Origin of the sequence: Marinobacter sp. SS13-12 (genome assembly GCF_030227115.1) — a bacterium.
Taxonomy (GTDB): domain Bacteria; phylum Pseudomonadota; class Gammaproteobacteria; order Pseudomonadales; family Oleiphilaceae; genus Marinobacter.
In genome coordinates, this window is sequence record NZ_JASSUA010000001.1 from 1,138,864 (window position 1) to 1,159,076 (window position 20,213).

The following is a 20,213-nucleotide window of genomic DNA, read 5'->3' on the forward strand; positions in this document are numbered from 1 at the left end:
TAAATTTCAATTATAAAATCAAACCCACTAAAGTAACCGTCAATGTCAGCGGACTGAATGTTTTTTGAACGGACGCTGGCTCGCTGAAGTTGCTTTTATGCTTCATAAAAGAGCACCTCAAACCGTAGAAGACAGGACTGAGATCATGCCATACGCAAACGACGTTGACGCCATTGCTTCCATTCTGAAGCAGAACCCCACCTGGAATGCCATCAAGCCTGAGCACGCTGCTCGCATGCGCGCCCAGAACAAATTCAGGACTGGCCTGGACATCGCCAAGTACACCGCGAAAATCATGCGCGAAGACATGGCGAACTACGATAAAGACACCTCCCAGTACACGCAGTCACTGGGTTGCTGGCACGGATTTATCGGCCAGCAAAAGATGATCTCCATCAAGAAGCATTTCGGTAGCACCAAGCGTCGTTACCTGTACCTGTCCGGCTGGATGGTTGCAGCACTGCGTTCCGAGTTCGGCCCGCTGCCTGATCAGTCCATGCACGAGAAGACGGCTGTTTCCGGCCTGATCGAAGAGCTGTACACCTTCCTGCGCCAGGCGGACGCATGGGAACTGAACCACCTGTTCCGTGCCCTGGAAGAAGCCCAGAAGGCTGGCGACAACGCCAAGGCAGACGAGCTGATCAAGCAGATCGATAACCACGAAACCCACATCGTGCCGATCATTGCCGACATCGACGCTGGTTTCGGTAACGCCGAAGCGACTTACCTGCTGGCCAAGCAGATGATCGAAGCCGGTGCCTGCTGCATCCAGATCGAGAATCAGGTATCTGACGAGAAGCAGTGTGGCCACCAGGACGGCAAGGTTACCGTTCCGCACGCCGACTTCCTGTCCAAGATCAACGCCGTTCGCCTGGCGTTCCTGGAGCTGGGTGTGGACGACGGCGTTATCGTTGCCCGTACCGACTCGCTGGGCGCTGGCCTGACCCAGAAGATTGCCGTGACCGACGAGCCGGGCGATCTGGGTGACCAGTACAACAGCTTCATCGATGGTGATGTTATCGACAAGGCCGAAGACATCAACAACGGCGATGTTGTGATCAAGCAGAACGGCCAGCTGGTCAAGCCGAAGCGTCTGGCTTCTGGCCTGTTCCAGTTCAAGCCGGGCACTGGCGAAGATCGTGTGGTTCTGGACTGTATCACCAGCCTGCAGAACGGCGCTGACCTGCTGTGGATCGAAACCGAGAAGCCCCACGTTGGCCAGATCGCTGCCATGGTTAACCGCATCAAGGAAGTGGTGCCCGACGCCAAGCTGGTCTACAACAACAGCCCGTCGTTCAACTGGACCCTGAACTTCCGTCAGCAGGTATTCGATGCCTGGAAGGAAGAAGGCAAGGACGTGTCTGCTTACGAGCGCGCCGACCTGATGAACGCCAAGTATGACGACACTGATCTCGGCAAGCTGGCCGACGAGTGGACCGCCAACTTCCAGCGTGACGGCGCCCGTGAAGCCGGTATCTTCCACCACCTGATCACCCTGCCGACTTACCACACCGCGGCCCTGTCTACCGACAACCTGGCCAAGGGCTACTTCGGTGACGAAGGCATGCTGGCCTACGTTGCCGGTGTTCAGCGCAAGGAAATCCGTCAGGGCATCGCGACGGTGAAGCACCAGGACATGGCCGGTTCCAACATCGGCGATGACCACAAAGAGTTCTTCGCAGGTGACGCAGCCCTGAAGGCTGGCGGTAAAGACAACACCATGAACCAGTTCTAAACAACGGTTCGGTTGTCATTGAAGCGGGCTGTAAGGCCCGCTTCAGAACCCGAAACCCCGCCTTGCGCGGGGTTTTGTTTTTTTACAGTAACGTTTTTAGTCAGGTTGCTGAAATCACGCCATAAACGGTCTGTTTGATCTTTTCCCCCGCCAACTCTGTTTCATTCCTGAAACAGTCTGCTCCCTTCATGAATACGGCTCTGTTTCTAGCTGTGCTCATAAAGCCTAATTAAAACAATCAGATAAAAATTAATTAACGATTCTGGCACGGGAATCGCACCTGTTATCTAGCGGGTCTGAACCTTGGCTTACCGAAGGCTAGCGGTTTGAGTCGGATCCCTCTAAAAGCCAATAATCGAAAAGGAAGCGATATTATGAACACCAAGAAAAGTTTGCTAGCAGCTGCCATTGCGATGAGTCTGGGTGTTTCCGGTTTTGCCTACGCGGACCAGGGCGGTGACGGGGATCCGAATACCAATGCGGATGATACCTCCGTTGCCAACAATGACCAGTCCGGCAACACTAACTCCGGTAACGACAATTCCGACAATTCCGACAACTCGGATAATTCGGATAACAGCACCGATGTTGCTGATTCGTTCAAGATTGCCGAAAGCGGCAACGACAATTCGGACAATACGGACAACTCCGATAACAGTGACAACTCCGATAACAGCGACAACTCGGACAACAGCACCGATGTTGCCGACTCGTTCAAGATTGCCGACAGCGGCAATGACAATTCGGACAATTCGGATAATTCCGATAACAGCGACAACTCGGACAACAGCACCGATGTTGCCGACTCGTTCAAGATTGCCGACAGTGGCAATGACAATTCGGACAATTCGGATAATTCCGACAACAGCGACAATTCCGATAACAGTGACAACTCGGACAACTCCGATAATTCGGACAACAGCACCGATGTGAGTGATTCGTTCAAGATCGCTGACAGCGGTAACGACTCGTCCGATAACTCGGATAACTCGGATAATTCGGACAATTCCGATAATTCGCTGACCCTGGACCTGGAAGTATACCTGAACAACGCCGATCTGGACGGCAACGTTACGGATACCACAGTCACCTACGGTCATGCCAACGGCGAAGGTTCCTACACCGAGGTTCGTAACAGTAACGAAATCTCCGGTGGCTCAGCGAACTACACCGGCGTCGGGGCATTTGCCCAGACTGCAGGCAATGCCAACGTTACACAGGCTAATGTCAGCATACAGTCTAGCCTGAACGCTGGCAGCGGTGGTGCCGGCACTGAATGAGGCATCCAGGCCGCACCTGCTGTTTCGGGTGCGGCCCGGTTATTCCGGGAGAACTGCCATGGGTTGCGTCATCAGATGGAAACTGAAGGCTGCCTTGCTGGCGTTAATGTTCGGGGCAACGGGACTGGTATCGGCCGAGGAGTGGATGGATGCCACCCCGTTGTCGGCGGATGAGCTGGCGGATTCAAGCGGCCGCCAGGGAATTCCGATGCAGTGGCAGATTAACGATAACCAGCAGAATGCAAATGTGTCCGATAACCTGTTGTCGGGGAATGTTGTCACGGGTAATAACAGTATTTCCGACAATGCGTTCGGCAACATGAGCGGGGTTGCCACCGTTATCCAGAACACCGGTAACCAGGTGGTCATTCAGGACAGTACCCAGATCAATATACTTCTTAATCACTGATGGAGGTGGGCCATGGCCAGAAAGGTTCTTGTTGCGATCTGCGCGAGTGCCGGGCTGCTATGGTCCACTGCCTTCGCCGGCTCGGTCATGGTGCCGGGTATTGGTGGTGATTTTCGGTTAGATGTAAAAAGTTTCGAGAACCGGCGCTTTGACAGCGTCATGCGCCAGCAGTATGACTTCAGTTGCGGCTCCGCAGCCGTAGCTTCCTTGTTGTCCTTTCACTACGAAGATCAGGTAACAGAGCACGATGTCTTCATCGAGATGCTCGCGCTGGCAGACGAAAAGAAGGTGCGCCAGGAGGGTTTCTCCATGCTTGATATGAAGCGCTACCTGGAGGCCAGAGGGTACCAGGCCGATGGCTTTCGCATGCCGTTGACCGGCCTCAGGGAGAAAGTGCGATTACCCATGATTGTGTTGTTGAACATTGATGGCTTCCGGCATTTCGTTTTGATCAAGGGGATCAGCGAAGACGAGGTCCTGGTAGGGGATCCGGCGCGGGGGCTGAAGGTTTATTCCTACGCAAAATTCAGCGAGTACTGGAACGGCACCGCCTTTATTATCCGCAGCCATCTTGGGCAAGGGAGAGACGCCTTTCTCGGCGACGGGCATTGGCCTCAGGTTGCCAGGGCGCCGGTACAGAAAGGCCTGAGCGGTCCTTCACTCGGGCACACATTACCCTACTGGCCCTCTTCAAGGGAATGGTGATGATCATGATGGTCCGGATGCCAGCTATCGCTATACTGTTTAGTTCATTTGCAGCGTTATCGCCCTCAGCAGTCCAGGCAGAATTGACGCTGGGGGTTGAACCTCTGAGTGATCCGGAGTTGGCTGATTACCGGGGCGGCTTCCTGATGGATAACCTGGAGATCAGCATCGGGCTGGAGCAGATCGTCGGTATCAACGGTGACACCATGGTGATCAATCGGTTGACCATTCCCAATCTTAACCAGGCCGTCAATGATCGTTTGGTGGACCATCACACGGAAACCGTACTCGAGGTTATCAGCGCGAACCGCAGTGGCGGCGCGCGGGTAGCCAGTAATATGGCAGGGCCCAACGGCTGGATGACCGTGGTCCAGAACAGCCTCGATAGCACGGTGATACAGAATATGCATCAGCTGAACATTGAACTGAACAATCTGGGCGCCGGTGTCGGGAATCAGTTCCCGGCACGGTTCAGCGATCAGCTTGTCCAGTTGCTTGGTCGCTGATAGACCTTTGCTTCCCCCTAGAGACTGATTGGTAGCCTGAGAGTGATCTCGCTGTTGGGCGCGTTTTCCGTAACCCCCACGCTCACCGTCAGGCTCAGGCTTGTGGACTGCGTCAGACGCTGCGACAGGCCGAACGACAGAGACCCGATCTGAATACGTTCGAAGTTGGCTGCAAACACATCGTTATTTCTCTCGAACGTTGTTTTGCGGATGATCGAGTGATCATAGCCCAGACTGAAGGACGTGCGCTCGTTAAAGGCAAACCCCATTCCGAAGCCGAAGCGGACAATGTCACCGGGATCGACCGTGCCCCCGTTTTCGAAGCCCTGCTCTTCCTTGAGAGTCCAGACATAACTCAGGTTCCCGAACAGCACGGCCGGGTCCGTCGGGTAGATGAACGAAAAGCCCGGTTCGAACGCCCAGAAGCCGGAGCCCGTGGGGCGATCACCGAGTTCGACGCCGATGGGAGTGCCATCATCTGCCTCGATTACCCGTCGCTCGACATCGTACGGGCCTTCTCCGGTTGGCGCTTTCACCCGGATTGCGCCAATGACGTAGGGCCAGCCACCCAGGCCATCGGTCAACTGGTAACGGGCTGATAATTCAACATCACCCAGGCCCTCGCCCGAGGACTCGCGCAGCGTATCTACCGGTGTGCCCTGGAAAACCTCCCGCTCTCTCAGGTCCTCATTGATGCTGAGGTAGGGTACTCGCACCGCCGCCTCGAGTTTGCTGGTAAAGCCATACTTGAGTGACATCGCGCCGACAAAAATGTCGCGCTGGATTTCCGAAATATTGATCAGGCCGATGAGCAGGGCTGGTATCACCGTGTAACCTTCCACTGCGACCGCCGTTGCGTTGCTGTGGGCATGGGAGAAGGACGGCTCGATGGTAAACCGGCCTGGCCGGGTAACGATGCCTCGGTCTGCGGTAATTGATGCAATGTCGGTCGCCGGGTCGTTCGCTTCCTCAGAAGCTGTTATCGCCGCGCTACCGGAGTCCGTGTCTGCCTGTGCTGTTTGCGCAAGGGCTGGAGTTGCTACCGCTACCAGCGGGACGAGCCAGAACATTCTTACAGCCATGGAAAATCTCCTTTAGTCATTCTTCGAAGGCGAGACGGAGGTTCTGTGAAGAACCTGATGCTTGTCCATCAGCCGGTAAAACGAGACTCTCGAAATGTTGAGCATTCGTGCCGCAGCGGAAATATTATTCTGAGCCAGTGCCAGGCTGACGGAGATCGCCCGGCGATCCGCCTGGGAACGGAAGGCATCAAGGGATAGCTCCTGGCTCCGGCTTTCAGTGTTGGTAGATGTCTGTCCAAAGCCCATATCGTCAGGCTTGATAACAAGCCCCTCCCCCAGCAGCAAAGCCTGCCGCATCCGGTTCTGGAGCTCTCTGAGATTTCCTGGCCATGGATGTTCGGCCAGGCAGAGGGTTGTGGTATCAGCCAGCCGTCTGGGCCCTAACGATGCCGGTGTTGCTGATAGTATCCGGTTCGCCAGCAGTAGTATGTCTTCTTTGCGCTCCCGCAGTGGTGGCAGCAATACGTTCAGGCTGCCAAGCCGGTAAAAGACATCACTACGGAAACGACCAGATGCCACCAACTGTTCCAGAGGGCTGGTGCTGGTAGCTATCAACCGGGTGTCCACCTCTATGGTGCGATAACCACCGATACGTTCGATCTGGCCTTCCTGAAGAAAACGCAGAATGGCAGATTGTTGCTCCAGGTTGAGCTCATCAACACCGACGAGCAACAGCGTGCCACCGTCGGCGGTTTCAATTCTGCCCTTCTGTGCACTCAGGGCATGAGTGAATGAGCCCTTTTCATGCCCGAAAAGTTCGTTCTGGGTGAGGGAAGGGGGCAGAGCTGCACAGTTGACGACAACCAGAGGCTTGTTTCTGCGTGGGGAGTTGTTATGAATAAATTTTGCGGCTGCTTCTTTGCCAGTGCCATTTTCACCGTAAATCAGCACAGGTTCTTCTGTGTGTGCGAACTTGCCAAGCAGTTCCCTTGTCTGTCTGATGGCGAGGGATTCGCCTTCCAGGGCAATGTCGTGGTAGCTCAGGGGTGCAGCTCGGGAAGCCCTTGCATGGAGTTCAGACATGCCCCACAGATGACCAAGTATCCCGTGGAGCCGCTCATACTGAATGGGTAGGGTGTGGTAATCCTCACAGTAACGGTTGATCAGCCCGCAGATTTCCGGGCTATCAATCTGGCCGGGCTCAAGGACGGCAACCCAGTGTCCGACGCGAAGCGCTTCCAGCCAGCTGCTTGCCACAGCCAACTGGTCGCTGGAAAGTTCGCTGACATCGAATACACCAACCCAGGTGCTGTCGCCGGGGATGTCACCCTGGCGTAGCTCGGCATCAATGGCTATGGGAATCAATCGCCATTCCCGCAATTCTGCAGCTTGCGTTGCAAAGCCGGAGTACTCCGCCGACAACCAAACGAGCGGTCGTTTTTCCTTCATGGCGACTCTCCTTGAGTTCGGGTCGGGAAAACGGACTGCTAGACGTTCATCGGATTCTGCTAAGGCTGGAACGGATTTATCCAGTCACTGCCCTGTGACCACAAACGGCTGGGTGAACAGGCGAAAAATGCTTGTGATAGTTATTCAGATTGTGTGCCAGTTTTAATACTTGCGGTTGTTTCAGAAGGTTAGAAAACGAGAACTGTGTCGCAGAAGGATCCCTGTAAAATATGCCGACACAATTTAGCGCCGGCTCAGTTTCTTGCGGGTTTCCAGACGGCCCTTCCGGCGGATTTCCGCATTCGCGAATCGCCGCTTCTGGTCCTCCGTATCCGGTTTTACCGCGGGCACATCGATGGGTGTGTCGTTCTCGTCCAGGGCCACGAAAGTAAAAAACGCCGATAGGATGTGCCGGCACTCACCGGTGTAGCTGTTTTCGGCTTCCACACGGGCACCGATTTCCATGGACGATCCCCAGCTGCGGTTTAGGGCGAGGTTGAACAGCAGGGTGTCATTGCCTTTGGCGGGTGCGCGGAAGTGAATTGAATCCACAGCAGCTGTTACACAGACATGTCCGGAGTGCCGTTCTGCAACAACCAGCGCCAGGCGGTCACACTTGGCCATGATCATGCCGCCGAACACCGTCTGGTGGGAATTCATGTCATTCGGGAACACCTTGTAGACATGCTTGTCGATGGCGGATGCCGAAACCGGTCTGGCAGGTCTGGGTGGCATTGGTTGAACTCCCCGTAGTGGATGTACCGCTACTATACCGTTCAGGGGTTCTGTTTAAAGCGTTCGATGCGTTCCCCGGTTACCGGGTGGCTCGACAGCATGTCCTGAAGCGCCTCCCACCGGCTGTTTTCGTCCTCCGCGGCCAGCGTCTCTTCCTCGCCGTGGGAGGCCATCAGTCGCTCCATGATGTTGGCAAAGTGGATCGGGTCTATGCCGCGTTCTTCCAGGGTTTCCAGGGCGTAAGTGTCGGCCTCCCGTTCCATGTCACGGGAATAGGACAGGCTCATTAGCACAGCCGGAACCACCACGGTGGCATCAGAAAAAGCAGACAGGTCGCCGGTCATCATCACGATCAGCCAGAAGGTAAGGGATGACTGCACCACTCCCTTCATGCCATGGCGATGGGCTACGTGGCCTATCTCATGGGTGAGTATAGCGGTGAGTTCATTGTCGTGTTCGGCCAGGTTTACCAGCTCGTCGGTGAAAATCAGCGTACCGTCTGGCAGTGCCATGGCATTGGCGCCGATCGCAGGGGAAGACCGGAACAGAACCCTTATGTTGTGGCCCTCAACCGGTTGCAGGAAAGGCTGGAAATGCTCCTGTAATGATTGCTGGCGCTCTGCTGACAGGCTGGAGGGGGCCAACCAGGTGCTATCCAGAGTGTTGAGTGTGGATTCGCCCACCTGCTCTGCAACAGAGTCGGGAAGCGCATTGGCCACGGCCTGGGAAGCCCAGGGCACACCCCAGACAAACGCAATGCCGGTGGTTGCGAGAGTGACCACCACTGCAACCAGAATCAAACCCAGATGAGTCTCCAGCCTGTGCAGCAGGCGGTGGCCACGCCCATGGCGGGACTGCTGCCCAAGTTGGTCCACGCCGTCGTTGTCGTCCGTTTCGAACACACCGTCTTCAGGCAGGTGAAGGTAGCGTGGGGTATTGCCGATCCGTGGTGATATCTCCACATCTGCGGGTGAAAGCTGCAGGCGGGTGTCGCCAGCGTCCAGAATGATCACGCTGTCGGCGGAGCGCAGTACTGCGCTCCGCCGACTGGAATTCCTGCCCGAATAGAACTGGCCTTCGATGGTGACGTCAGATGGCGGCGAAGTCGACATCAAAGGCATCCCCCAGTTCCTGACCCAGAGCGCTGGTACGGTTCTGCTCAGCTGCTACAAAGTGGTTCAGGTCGCCCCGCACTATCATGGCTGTGCAGGCAGCACGGTACCGCGCCATGCGCACCTTGGCCCAGGGAGTGAACAGGCCCAGGGTGATTACCACAAGAAAGCTGTTGGACAGGTAGATCCAGGTCATCTGCAGAGGTTGCAGCCGTGACTCGAAATTGTGGCTGTCGAGATGGACGGCACAGAGAAACAGGTTGGCGATGCCCGCCATGAAGTAACCAAACAGCGTCAGGTAGCCGATAACGGCAATGACGGAGCCGAGGGTAAAACCGACGTGGCGCATGGCCAGGAAGGCAGCAACACCAAAGGCGACGGCAATGAGCAGGCCCTTGCCGAAGAAGCGATAATACTCACCAGTGTCAGCTTTCAGTCGGAATTCCGTGGTTCCATAGCGGCTGCCATTGGCGATGAACTCGTGGGTCTTCTTCATCACCAGCGGGGTGAGCAGCAACAGGGTAAGTATGTTCAGTACCGGCCACACGAACGCGACCATAAAAGCTTCACCGTATTTGCCCTGGAAATCGAAGCGGATGTTGCGGTAGGCGCTGTTGATCGCTTGGAACCTCAGCGAGCGCACCATGATCCAGGGCACCAGCGGGATAAAGGCAATGGCGAAGACCAGGGCGGCTTCCACATACATTTCCGAAAGTACGACGTAGGCGACCAGTACCGCCAGCGCAATGAGGCGGCCCTTGAGAATGGTGACAGGGCTGGCCAGGTACTGAAAGGTGGCACCCTCCATTCGGGTGTTGCCATAAAAGTATTGATTGTTCCGCACCGTGGCCCATGCAGAATAGATGCCCAGAGTAACAATGGTGAGAAGGATATTGACGATCCAGATGCCGAAATACTCGCGGCCGCTGCCGGTAAATTCAAACGGCGCTTCCTGCTGTGGTCCTGCCGGGCGGGGTTCCGGTCGCAGGGTGTCGGTTGAGGCCGGTGGCGGGGTGTTGGCCTCTGCGCTGGGTGCGTTGGTTGCTGTTCGTGGTTGCGCTGAAATCCGCACGGCGGCGCCGGCTTTGGTCAGTCTTTCGTGGTAAATCAGTGCATCGTCGTGGCTGAGGCCCGACTTGAGAGTTGTGCGGGTGCCGGAGAAAAGACTTGCGGTTCGCTGGTCGGATATCCGGAACAGGGCTTTCACATTGTCCCTTACTTCTGTGTCAGTGAATCCTTCGAGAATCTGCCCGGCAAACGTAATCTGGTAGAGTTCAGTGTAAAGTTCCTTGGTCATGACTTCCCTTAAGCCTGTTGTTCCCCGGGGTGTTCATGTCACCCGCTACTGTGTAAAGAGTGCTTCCGTGCACGCACAGGTGCGCCCACAGGGTGAAAGTTACCAGAAATTCATGGAGCATGCGTGACGACAGGCACAAATAAAGTACTTTAAACCGTCAGGAAACCGTCACTTAGAAGATCTGGAGAGGCCGCAATTGACCACCGAGCAGGGAGTTGTATTCGCAGTATTGGCAGCCACGCTGGCACTGTTTGTATGGAACAGGTTGCGGTTTGATGTGGTTGCCATGCTGGCATTGCTGGCGATCGCCATCGCCGGGCTGCTCCCCACCGAGGCGCTGTTTGCGGGGTTCGGACACCCGGCCGTGGTAACGGTGGCGGCGGTTCTTGTGGTCAGCCAGGGCCTGGTTAATGGTGGTGTGGTGGATAACATCGCCCAGTTGCTGGGCAAGGTGGGCCACCGTCCGACACTACAGATCCTTACCCTGACCGGTGTGGTGGCGCTCTGTTCCGGATTCATCAACAACGTGGGCGCCCTGGCGCTGTTGATGCCGGTAGCCGTGTGGATGTCCCGCGAGTCGGGGCGTTCACCCTCACTGCTGTTGATGCCTCTGGCTTTTGGCTCGCTTCTCGGTGGCACCATGACTCTGATAGGTACCCCTCCAAATATCATCATTGCCAGTTACCGGGAAGGTGCAAGCTCGTTCGGGCTGTTTGATTATGCACCGGTGGGTGCTGCTATCACGCTCGCCGGCATTGCTTTTATCACCCTGGTGGGCTGGCGCCTGACCCCCCAGCGAGGTGAAGACAGCGGGGAGGACGACAAGCTCTTCAGCGTCGGTGACTATCTGACCGAACTGAAGGTTCCTGAAGGCTCCTCCTACGCAGGCGCCACCCTGCACAACCTGTTGTCGGACAGCGGTGAAGACAAGGACGTGGTGGTGCTGGCACTGATCCGCGAAGACAAGCGCCAGCTCGCACCCTCGACCTACAAGGTGCTGAAGGAGAATGACTTGCTGCTGGTAGAGTCGGACACGGAGAGCCTGCAGGGGTTTCTCGACAAGACCGGCTTGGAGCTTGGCAGCCAGGATGAGGACGAAGACGAGTCAGAAACCGAAGAGGAGCAGACGGCGCGGAAAAGCCGCAAAAAGGAATTGAACGAAGGCGAAGTGCAACTGACCGAGGCGGTTATCACGCCCGAGTCTTCGCTGGTAGGCCAGACCGCCAATCGCCTGAACCTCCGGGAACGACATGGCCTCAACATTGTGGCTGTGGCCAGGCAGGGGCACCGGCTGAAACGGCGCCTGGGTGACATTCGTTTCAATGCGGGGGATATCCTGCTGGTCCAGGGTTTCGAGGACACGCTGACCAGCGCGCTTTCCGCCATCGGTTGCCTGCCGCTTGCAGAACGGGGCCTCCGCCTCGGGTCACCCCGCAAAACCCTGCTGGCCAGCGGTATCTTTATCGCCAGCATCATAGCCATTGTCAGCGGCTGGTTGCCAGCGCCCGTAGCGCTGGTAGCGGCTGCTGTTGCCATGGTGTTGGCGAAACTGATTGATGCACCCGGTGCCTACAAGGCCATCGACTGGTCAGTGATTGTGCTGCTGGCGGCAATGATCCCGGTGGGGCAGGCGCTGGAAACCACCGGCGGAGCCGAACTGATCGCCGGCCAGATGCTGGCGCTGGGGGGAGGCCTTGCGCCGGCGGGGGTGCTGGCCATGGTGCTGGTGGGCACCATGCTGTTATCGAACGTGGTGAATAATGCAGCGGCAGCGATCCTGGTTGCTCCCATTGCCCTGAGCCTGTCCGCAGAGCTGGGAATGCCCTCTGACGCTATATTAATGGCGGTTGCCGTGGGCGCGTCCTGCGCGTTTCTGACGCCCATTGGCCATCAGTCCAATGCACTGGTTATGGAGCCCGGCGGGTATCAGTTCGGTGATTACTGGAAACTGGGGTTGCCGCTGTCGATCCTGGTGACCGTTGTCGCCGTCCCCATGATCCTGTTGGTGTGGGGATAGGCTTTCAGAATCTATGCGGAATATTCATCCACCCGGCGGTTTGCTATCGTATTCATAGCTCGGGATCGGGGTCAGCAATAAACGGGCAGCTGCTAGAATTCAGTATTGTGACCGACACAGTTGGAGACAGTAGCGTGGACAAGACAACCCTGTTGGCAGAGCTGGAAACCGCCCGGCAAAGAACCCGGGCGCTGATAACCTCGTTGCCGGAAGAAAAACTGGCCGTGCCTTACCACCCCGGCGTTAACCCGCCATTGTGGGAGATGGGGCATGCCGCTTTCTTCTACGAAGTGTTCGTGTTCAACCTGCTGGACGGCACCCCCAGTTACAACCCGGCGATGGATGATCTCTGGGATTCGTTTCATGTGGACCACCGGGATCGCTGGTCCCGGGCGTTGTTTCCCGGGCGCGAGGAAACCCTGGCCTATTTCGATACCATCTACGACCGCGTGGCCGAGCGTATCCGCAGCAAACCGCTCGAGGATGAAGATCTGTACCTCTACCGCTACGGCATCTTTCACCAGAACATGCACATCGAATCCCTGATCTGGTGTCGCCAGACCGTGGGGTATCCACCGGCACCGGATTACACCGAAGAACGCGTGGCTCCCGGTGACCGCATTGACGGAGATGCGGTGATCCCGGCCGGGCGGTGGCTGATAGGGATGCCGGGTGAGTCTGATCACTATGCCACTACCGATTTTGCCTTCGACAACGAGAAACCACGGTTTGAAGTGGAGCTGGAACCGTTTGCCATTTCCCGTATGCCGGTGTCCAACCGGGAGTTTATGGCGTTCGTGGACGATGGCGGTTACCGGCGTCCGGAGCTCTGGTCATTTGGTGGCCGCAAGTGGCTGCAGACGGAGACGGATGTCTCGCTGGTTCACGGCAGCTCCGAGCCCGTTTTGCATGCTCCGAAACACCCGCTGTACTGGCGCTGGCATGAAGGTGCTTGGCAGGAGCGGTTTTTCGATCAATGGCAGACATTGAATCCCGATGCGCCGGTGTGCCATATCACCTATTGGGAAGCGGAAGCCTGGTGCAGGTGGGCTGGCCGGCGACTGCCGACAGAGTATGAGTGGGAAGTGGCTGCCCTGGGTAACCGGGTGGGTGAACCCTTCAAACGGTTCCCCTGGGGCAACGAACCGGTGGGTCCGGAGCACGCTGACATGGGTGGTCGGGCCATGGCGCGGAACCCGGTTCGGGATTTTCCGGCCGGTGACAGTCCCTTTGGTTGTCGCCAGATGATCGGCAGTGTGTGGGAGTGGACCAGCAGCCAGTTCTTCCCCTACGACGGATTCCGGATTGATATGTACCCGTTCATGTCGACGCTGCAATTCGGAGATCACAAGGTCACCCGTGGTGGCAGCTGCGCCACTTCACCGAACCTTATCCGGGGGACCTACCGCCAGGCCTACCTGGCCCAGAGAAACGATGTTTACACCGGGTTTCGCACCTGTGCGCTCCCGCAAACCGGCGCGGATTACCACTGAGGATCAGCCATGAACGTGTACGAAACCGACGAACTGCTCAGCCAGTATCTGGGATTTCATTTCGGTGAGAGCTATTTCGGAATCGGCAATTACCCGGCCCGTTGTGCCGGCATCTGTCAGGAACTGATGGCCGGCCGGGATAAACGCAAGGCTCTGGATCTGGGATGCGCGGTTGGTCGCACAGCGTTCGAGCTTGGCAGGGTGTTTGAGCAGGTTGCTGGTGTGGATCTTTCGAAAAGCTTTGTGGATGCGGCGCAAAACCTCCGGCAAACGGGAGCGATCGATTATTTTCGCCGGGACGAAGGGGAACTGGGAACGCGAGCCACGGTAAGCCTTGAAGAGCTTGGCCTAGCGAGAGCGGCCGAGCGGGTATCCTTCGCCACGGGTGATGCCTGCCGGCTGGGAGAAGAGCACCGGGACTACGACCTGATTTTTGCCGGTAACCTGATTGACCGCCTGCAGGACCCCGGGGCATTCCTGGGGGATATTCACCAGCGCCTCGCCGATGGTGGCACACTGGTGATCAGCTCGCCCTATACCCTGATGGAAGAGTTCACGCCCAGGAACAACTGGATTGGCGGGTTTGAACGTAACGGCCAGCCACGTACAGTTCTGGACGGTATGCGGGAAATCCTGTCGCATCACTTTGAAGAAATACAGCCACCGCAGGATGTGCCCTTCGTGATCCGGGAGACCCGCCGCAAATTCCAGCACACCATTGCAGAACTCAGTGCCTGGCGCAGAACCCGCTGATCAGCCGATGCGAGTGAAAAAGGCGGTCTGGGTGGGGTGCCCGACATCGGGTACAAACTCCCCGATACCGCCGAAACGGACATCGTAGCCATTACGTTCCGCCACCCCCCGGGCCCAGCGCTGGAACTTGAGCCGGTCCCATTCAAACTTGTGATCCTCCTCGCGGAATTCTCCGGGCGCCAGATCGAACAGCGGATTGTATTCCCGGTTGGGGGTAGTCATGAACAGGCAGCCGGGCCGATACTCTCCAAAAACGGCCCGTTCAACCCGTGAAAGTTGCTCCGGATTGACGTGTTCAATGGTTTCCACCATGGCCGCTGCCTCATAGCCTGCAAGCGCCGGATTGCTCTCGGCGTAGGACCCACGGATCAGATGGACTCTGGCAGGTTCTTTGTTCAGGTAATCTGCCAGAACCGAACGTGCCTGGCGCAGGGAAACGCCGGAATCTTCCAGTCCGGTAACCTCATCGAACTGATCGTCTGCCAGTAGTCGGTAAAGCAGGGAGCCTGACCCGCACCCCAGATCCAGCACGCGCCGGGCACCAGTCGTCTTTATCGTTCTGAACACAAAGTCCAGGCGTTCCTCATGCAGGGACGTCATCTGGGTCATGGTGTGTTCGTCGGAACCCCTGGGTTCGTACATCAGGTTGTCCCCGCGGTTTGTGACGGTATGGCGTGCAGTTGATCCTGGAGGTGGCTGGCCAGTGCCACACCGGTTTCGCTCATGGTGAGATAGGCCTCATCAGCACCTGCCTCGCGGATTTTTTTAGCTTCATCGGCGTACATGGTGTGGGCCACGATGTAACCGGTAAACCCCTTGCGGCGCAACATTCGCGCTGCGATCACTTTACCCTCGATGTCATTCATGGCAAGGATAACCGCCTCTACTTGTGGCATGTGCAGTCCCTGCCAGAAGGTATTGTCTTCGGCATCGGCGAAGACCACATTGCGGCCTGCTTCCTGATGTTTCTGTGTTTTCGCCGGGTCTGAATCCAGCCCGATTATCTCCGCTTCGGATTCCCGCAGCCAGTCATAGGCAGCTGTCCCGGTTCTTCCCATGCCCATGACCAGAACCCTGGTATTGCCGAGAGAAATGGGTTGCTCGTCCGGGTGATGGGTCTGGCTTTCAAACTTCACCAGGGAACCGGACCAGCGTTCGTAAAGGGAGTGAGCGTAGCGATTAACCGGTGCGGAAATCACAAAAGACAACGACACCGTAATCGCAAGGGGAACCAGCCATTCTGGCAGGGCAACACTGGCGACAATCAGACCGAACTCACTGTAATTGGTCAGCGACAGAGAGCTGAGGAAACCACTTCGTGCTCGCAGCCGGAACAGTAACAGCAGGAAGAAGAACAGCAGGCCTTTCAGTGGCAGGACGATCGCGGCGACCACCGCGAACACCAGTGCCTCGCCATCAGGCAGACCGCCGATACCAATCTGCAGGAAGAAACCCACCAGGAAAACTTCCTTCACACTCCAGAGTGACTTTGCCAGCTCCTGGGAACGGGGATGACTGGCCAGCATGGCGCCAAACACCAGGGCACCCAGCTCCGAGCTCAGCCCGATCGCTTCGAAGCCCAACCCGCCGATAACCAGTGCCAGTAACAATCCCAGAAGAACAAGCAGCTCATCATGGCCGCTGGCGTCCAGCAGCTTGAACAGCAAGGGTCTCAGCAGCGGCAGGCCAAACACGATCAGCGCCCACTGGGACGGCGTCTGGCCGGCGGCCAGGCTCATCACCACCAGTGCGATCAGGTCCTGCATGATCAGGATGCCGATGGCGACGCGACCATGAAATGCCCGCAGTTCGCGCTTGGTCTCCAGTACCTTGGCTGCCAGCACCGTGCTGGAAAAAGAGAGGGCGATGGCCAGTATGAAGGCCGTTTGCCAGTCCAGCTCCATCAACAGGTAAAGGCCCGGTGTGAAGACCAGACACGTGATGCCAAAGTGCAGCAGGCTTCCGCCGATGACCTCGGCGCTTACAATGGAGCGCAACTTCAGTTTCAGACCGACGGTAAACAGAAGCAGCAGCACGCCCAGGTGGGCGATGTGCGCCAGCACATCGGTTGCTTCAACGGCAATGCCGGTGGCGGCCGCGATACCGCTGAGCACGAAACCCGCGGCCAGGTAGCCTACCAGCGGAGGCAGGCCAACGGCCTTGACCAGCAGGCCGAGGGCAAAGGCAAAAGAGATCCAGATGGCTTCAGGCATGGCTTACGTCACGGTTGAAAAGCAGGGCTTTGGCAAGGCTACCGTGTTTCAACCAGAAACTCACGAAACAGCTGTGCCGATTCCTCCGGAACCTCCACCATGGGTGCATGCCCCACGCCTTCCAGCAGAACTTTGCGGGCATCGGGAATCTGCTCAACGAACACATCGGCGTTACGGTAGTTGATCACCCGGTCTTCCATGCCCCAGATGACCAGCACAGGGACGTCTATTCGGGTGATGGCAGTGCGGAAATCGGGTTCGTATCCGCTGTCGCGGATAGCAGCGAAGATCACCTGATTGACGTCGCGGTTGGCGATGGCCCGTTCCTCCATCACCTCGTAAATCGGCCAGGGAACAAAGGGTTTCTTCTCCAGAGCAAAGTCAATCAGGCGCTTGAAATCGCCCTCTTTGGATGGAATCAGGGGGTTGTCCCCCTCCACTATCAGCTCCACCAGCTCGCTGTCATACTTGAAGATGCCGGCAGGGTCGAACAGAACAGCGGTACGTACCTGGTCCGGAAAGGTGGCTGCGTAGAGCGCGGTAATGGCGCCGCCCATGGAGTTACCCATTATATGGGGTTTATCGATATCCAGGGCTGCAAGGATTTTCGATAGGTGGCCTACCTGATCTTCAAAGCGGTATCCCAGGTCCAGCGCTTTGCTGCTGTCGCCATGGCCGGGCAGGTCGATCGCGTATACGTTGAACTCATCGGTCAGTTCCCCTGCCAGCCGGGTCCAGTTGTCCTTGTTGGCGCCAAAGCCGTGGATAAGTACGATGGTTTCTCCGGCCACCGGTTCCACGTTGCTCAGGTACGCGATGGTCATGTCATCCACCTGAATACGGGATGCCTCAAGTCCGGCTCCGGAGCGCTCCCAACGGATGGCGTTGTCGTACAGGCTGTGACGGGAACAGGCACTGAGCAACAGGGTGCTGATCAGCAGCGCGATCACGGGAAAAACAGGTCTGGCTGTCATCAGGGGCATGCTCCTTGCGGAAGGGTTTCAAACGTCCGTTTGCGGAAGCGGTTACACTACCCCAAAAAAAGACCCGGTCAAGGACCGGGTCGAAGGATTGCTGAGTTAACCCGTTGAGCAACGGGATTTGTCCCTTTCAGACATCAGAAATCAACGCTGATACCGACATAGGCCGTCCGGGGCAGGTTAGGGCGTGCTCCGTGAGGGCTGCGGGAGACAATTTCCTGGTCATCAAGCACGTTATCCACCTTGGCATACACACGGGTAGACGGATTCAGGGCATAGCTGCCGGAGAGGTCCACAACAGTATAGTCGTCGGTTTTGCGGAAAGTGTTGTCAGTACCGGAGCGGCCGCAGGTGTTGTCGGTACAGGTTTCATCAACGTAGGAGACATTGACGTAGGCATCCCAGAGGTCTCCGCCCCTGAGGCCGGCACGTACAGCCGCGACATTCTCCGGCAGGTCCGCCAGGTTGTCGCCCTTCAGCACGCTACCGTCATCGCTGTCTTTGGTGACTTCGGAGTCAGTGTAAGTCCAGGTGGCCTGCAGCGGTGCCGTCAGGCCGTTGGCCAGGGTGAACTCATAGGAAGCCAGAAGCTCAAGGCCCTGGATCTCCGATTCGCCCTCGCTGACGGTTCCGGAATCGATGGTCTGGTTACCAACGCTGCAGGGGTTGGCGATGGAGCAGTTTCTCACGGTGTTTTCATAATTGCTGTAGAAGGCGATGGCTTCGGCACGCAGCGCGCCGTCGTTATACCGGGCTCCGGCCTCGAAGTTGGTGCTCAGTTCCGGCTCCACATTGGTACCGCCAGAGCCGGCTGGCGCCATACCACGATGTACACCACCGATCAGGGTAACCGTCGGGCTCAGGCGATAGGTGGCGCCGAGGCCGGGCAACAGTTCGCTGGTGTCGTTGCTGGCGGTTTCAGTATCACTGGCGGATGTGCGCTGCGTTGTGCTCCAGCGGGTCTGTGAGGTTTCGATATCCTCATAGCGCAGCAGGGCTGTTACTGTCAGGTCCGGGTTAATGGCAATCCGGTCTGCCACAAACAGGTTGAGGGCCTCGGCTTCGTCGATGCGGTTGTCGCCGCCGGTGGGCGCGATCTGTTCAACAAATTCGAAGGCCGGACGGCCGTTGTTGATGACCTGCTCATAGCGGTCCTTGGGCTGGAAGCGGTCCGCTTCATCCTCGTGCACGCGGGCAGCAAGGGTAATGTCGTGGCGCATTCCCGCCAGAGTGAGGCCGTAGTCGGCTTTCACTTCAATGCCCTGGGACAGGTATTCACGGGCGCCATTGGTCAGCGTGAAAGGACCGACCGGTTCGGTTCCCTGAAGCTGGTTGTAGGCGGTCTGGTCGCCATTGTTGGCCGCTTCGATCAGGCTGTTGAAGTTGCCCTTGAACCAGTTGCGCTTGAACTCGTTACGGTAGAGCGTGGTGGTCAATGACAGGTCTTCAGTCAGCTCTACCAGGTGCCTTGCAGAGTAGCCCTTGTGGCGGTTGTCCATGTTGTCGAGCCGGGACAGGAAGTAACGCTTGTTCGGATCGCGCCTGAAATCTTCATCGGTCAGACCGAGATAGGTTTCGTTGCTCAGTTCTTCGCTGTACTGGAACTTCAGGTCGAGCTGGTGGTAGACGTCAGCCGAGGCGTCGGAATTGAAGCGTGCCTTGGCGACATAGTCCTGCTTTTCAAAGCCGGTGTCGCGGTTGGATTGCCGCAGTTCCTTGAAACCGTTGGTTTCTTCCTGGAAGGTTTCGATCACGAAGGCGGCGGTGTCAGTGCTGTTGCCATACCAGCTGTGAATGCGCTTGCCTGCATTTTCCGAGATCTCTGCCGTTACATGGCCGGCTTCGGACGAGGGAATCGGTGTCGACCGCAGGTTGATCGCGCCGCCTACGGTGTACGGGCCGTAACGGAGCAGGTCCGGACCTTTCAGAACCTCGATACCGTTCATTCTGCCGAACGTTGGTGAATAGTAGGCGGCCGGCGCCGAGTAGGGGGCAGGGGCGATCATCACGCTGTCTTCCATCAGGGTGATCTTGGAAGAACGGCCGGACCCGGAACCACGGATGCCGATGTTCGGGCGCAGGCCGTAGCCATCTTCTTCCTTCAGGTAGACACCCGGCACCTCACGTACGGCCTTGTGAATATCCGTATACTTCATGGTTTCCAAGTCATCGTTGGAGACGACGTGAGCGGAACCCGGCAGGGCAGATGCGGACGCATCGTCACCGATAATTACCAGTTCGCTCAGGCTCTGTTCCTGGGCCATGGCGGGAAGCGAGGCGGAAATAACGGCCAGCGCCAGCAGGTTTCGGGAAAAGGGTGTTGGCATATTGCTCTCCTGTTACAGCGTGGTTAGATGAGGAGGGCAACTATACAAATGATAATCATTAACAACAAGTAAATATTATCATTTATGATCAGGTTTTGCTGGCGATGTGGGTGTTTGTGAAATCCGTCAAAGCATCTATTCTGGTTACCGTTTGCCAACAACAATCATCATGAGGTTGCC

General features: G+C 57.1%; 17 protein-coding genes. 8 read left to right on the plus strand and 9 right to left on the minus strand.

From position 1 onward, the window contains the following. Positions 1 to 145: 145 nt before the first annotated feature. The 5 genes from QPL94_RS05185 to QPL94_RS05205 all read left to right on the plus strand — a co-directional run bounded on the left by QPL94_RS05185 (position 146) and on the right by QPL94_RS05205 (position 4,635). Positions 146 to 1,735, plus strand: coding sequence for an isocitrate lyase (locus QPL94_RS05185; RefSeq protein ID WP_502881509.1), 1,590 nt, complete (start codon positions 146 to 148; stop codon positions 1,733 to 1,735). 374 nt (positions 1,736 to 2,109) lie between these two features. Beyond that, complete coding sequence (locus QPL94_RS05190) at positions 2,110 to 3,015, plus strand: hypothetical protein (protein WP_285355977.1); 906 nt, start codon at positions 2,110 to 2,112, stop codon at positions 3,013 to 3,015. A 58-nt stretch (positions 3,016 to 3,073) separates the two neighbouring features. Continuing rightward, positions 3,074 to 3,424 carry a hypothetical protein gene (locus QPL94_RS05195; RefSeq protein ID WP_285355978.1) on the plus strand — a complete coding sequence of 117 codons (351 nt, stop codon included), beginning with the start codon at positions 3,074 to 3,076 and terminating at the stop codon, positions 3,422 to 3,424. Between the two features lie 12 nt (positions 3,425 to 3,436). Next, on the plus strand, positions 3,437 to 4,129 hold the full coding sequence (locus QPL94_RS05200; RefSeq protein ID WP_285355979.1) for a C39 family peptidase: 693 nt from the start codon (positions 3,437 to 3,439) through the stop codon (positions 4,127 to 4,129). Next, a complete protein-coding gene (locus QPL94_RS05205; protein WP_285355980.1) occupies positions 4,129 to 4,635 on the plus strand; it encodes a hypothetical protein in 507 nt (168 codons plus the stop codon). Before QPL94_RS05200 ends, QPL94_RS05205 begins: the two co-directional genes overlap by 1 nt. A 17-nt stretch (positions 4,636 to 4,652) precedes the next feature. Here QPL94_RS05205 and QPL94_RS05210 read toward each other — a convergent pair whose 3' ends face one another. The 5 genes from QPL94_RS05210 to QPL94_RS05230 form a co-directional block, all read right to left on the minus strand. Then, positions 4,653 to 5,717, minus strand: coding sequence for a transporter (locus QPL94_RS05210; protein WP_285355981.1), 1,065 nt, complete (start codon positions 5,715 to 5,717; stop codon positions 4,653 to 4,655). Between the two features lie 12 nt (positions 5,718 to 5,729). Continuing rightward, positions 5,730 to 7,106 (minus strand): sigma-54 dependent transcriptional regulator, encoded by a 1,377-nt coding sequence (locus QPL94_RS05215; RefSeq protein ID WP_285355982.1) that lies wholly within the window; start codon positions 7,104 to 7,106, stop codon positions 5,730 to 5,732. 243 nt (positions 7,107 to 7,349) lie between these two features. After that, positions 7,350 to 7,841 (minus strand): acyl-CoA thioesterase, encoded by a 492-nt coding sequence (locus QPL94_RS05220; protein WP_285355983.1) that lies wholly within the window; start codon positions 7,839 to 7,841, stop codon positions 7,350 to 7,352. Between the two features lie 41 nt (positions 7,842 to 7,882). Then, on the minus strand, positions 7,883 to 8,953 hold the full coding sequence (locus QPL94_RS05225; protein ID WP_285355984.1) for a M48 family metallopeptidase: 1,071 nt from the start codon (positions 8,951 to 8,953) through the stop codon (positions 7,883 to 7,885). After that, positions 8,931 to 10,250 (minus strand): YjgN family protein, encoded by a 1,320-nt coding sequence (locus QPL94_RS05230; protein ID WP_285355985.1) that lies wholly within the window; start codon positions 10,248 to 10,250, stop codon positions 8,931 to 8,933. The genes QPL94_RS05225 and QPL94_RS05230 overlap by 23 nt, the downstream gene beginning before the upstream one ends. Before the next feature lie 196 nt (positions 10,251 to 10,446). On the opposite strand from QPL94_RS05230, the gene QPL94_RS05235 reads away from it, so the two are divergent. The 3 genes from QPL94_RS05235 (at position 10,447) to QPL94_RS05245 (ending at position 14,513) form a co-directional block, all read left to right on the plus strand. Beyond that, complete coding sequence (locus QPL94_RS05235; protein WP_285355986.1) at positions 10,447 to 12,267, plus strand: SLC13 family permease; 1,821 nt, start codon at positions 10,447 to 10,449, stop codon at positions 12,265 to 12,267. A 134-nt stretch (positions 12,268 to 12,401) separates the two neighbouring features. Beyond that, entirely contained in the window at positions 12,402 to 13,760 is a 1,359-nt protein-coding gene (senA, locus tag QPL94_RS05240) for a selenoneine synthase SenA (RefSeq protein WP_285355987.1), read from the plus strand. Positions 13,761 to 13,769: 9 nt separating this feature from the next. Continuing rightward, complete coding sequence (locus tag QPL94_RS05245) at positions 13,770 to 14,513, plus strand: putative 4-mercaptohistidine N1-methyltransferase (protein ID WP_285355988.1); 744 nt, start codon at positions 13,770 to 13,772, stop codon at positions 14,511 to 14,513. Here the strand turns inward: QPL94_RS05245 and QPL94_RS05250 are convergent, their stop codons facing one another. The 4 genes from QPL94_RS05250 to QPL94_RS05265 form a co-directional block, all read right to left on the minus strand. Continuing rightward, complete coding sequence (locus QPL94_RS05250; RefSeq protein WP_285355989.1) at positions 14,514 to 15,155, minus strand: methyltransferase domain-containing protein; 642 nt, start codon at positions 15,153 to 15,155, stop codon at positions 14,514 to 14,516. Next, positions 15,155 to 16,726: a cation:proton antiporter domain-containing protein gene (locus tag QPL94_RS05255; RefSeq protein ID WP_285355990.1), complete on the minus strand. Its 1,572-nt coding sequence runs from the start codon at positions 16,724 to 16,726 to the stop codon at positions 15,155 to 15,157. Before QPL94_RS05255 ends, QPL94_RS05250 begins: the two co-directional genes overlap by 1 nt. Before the next feature lie 38 nt (positions 16,727 to 16,764). After that, positions 16,765 to 17,700, minus strand: coding sequence for an alpha/beta fold hydrolase (locus QPL94_RS05260; RefSeq protein ID WP_285355991.1), 936 nt, complete (start codon positions 17,698 to 17,700; stop codon positions 16,765 to 16,767). Between the two features lie 143 nt (positions 17,701 to 17,843). After that, positions 17,844 to 20,033 (minus strand): TonB-dependent receptor family protein, encoded by a 2,190-nt coding sequence (locus QPL94_RS05265; protein WP_285355992.1) that lies wholly within the window; start codon positions 20,031 to 20,033, stop codon positions 17,844 to 17,846. Positions 20,034 to 20,213 lie beyond the last annotated feature (180 nt).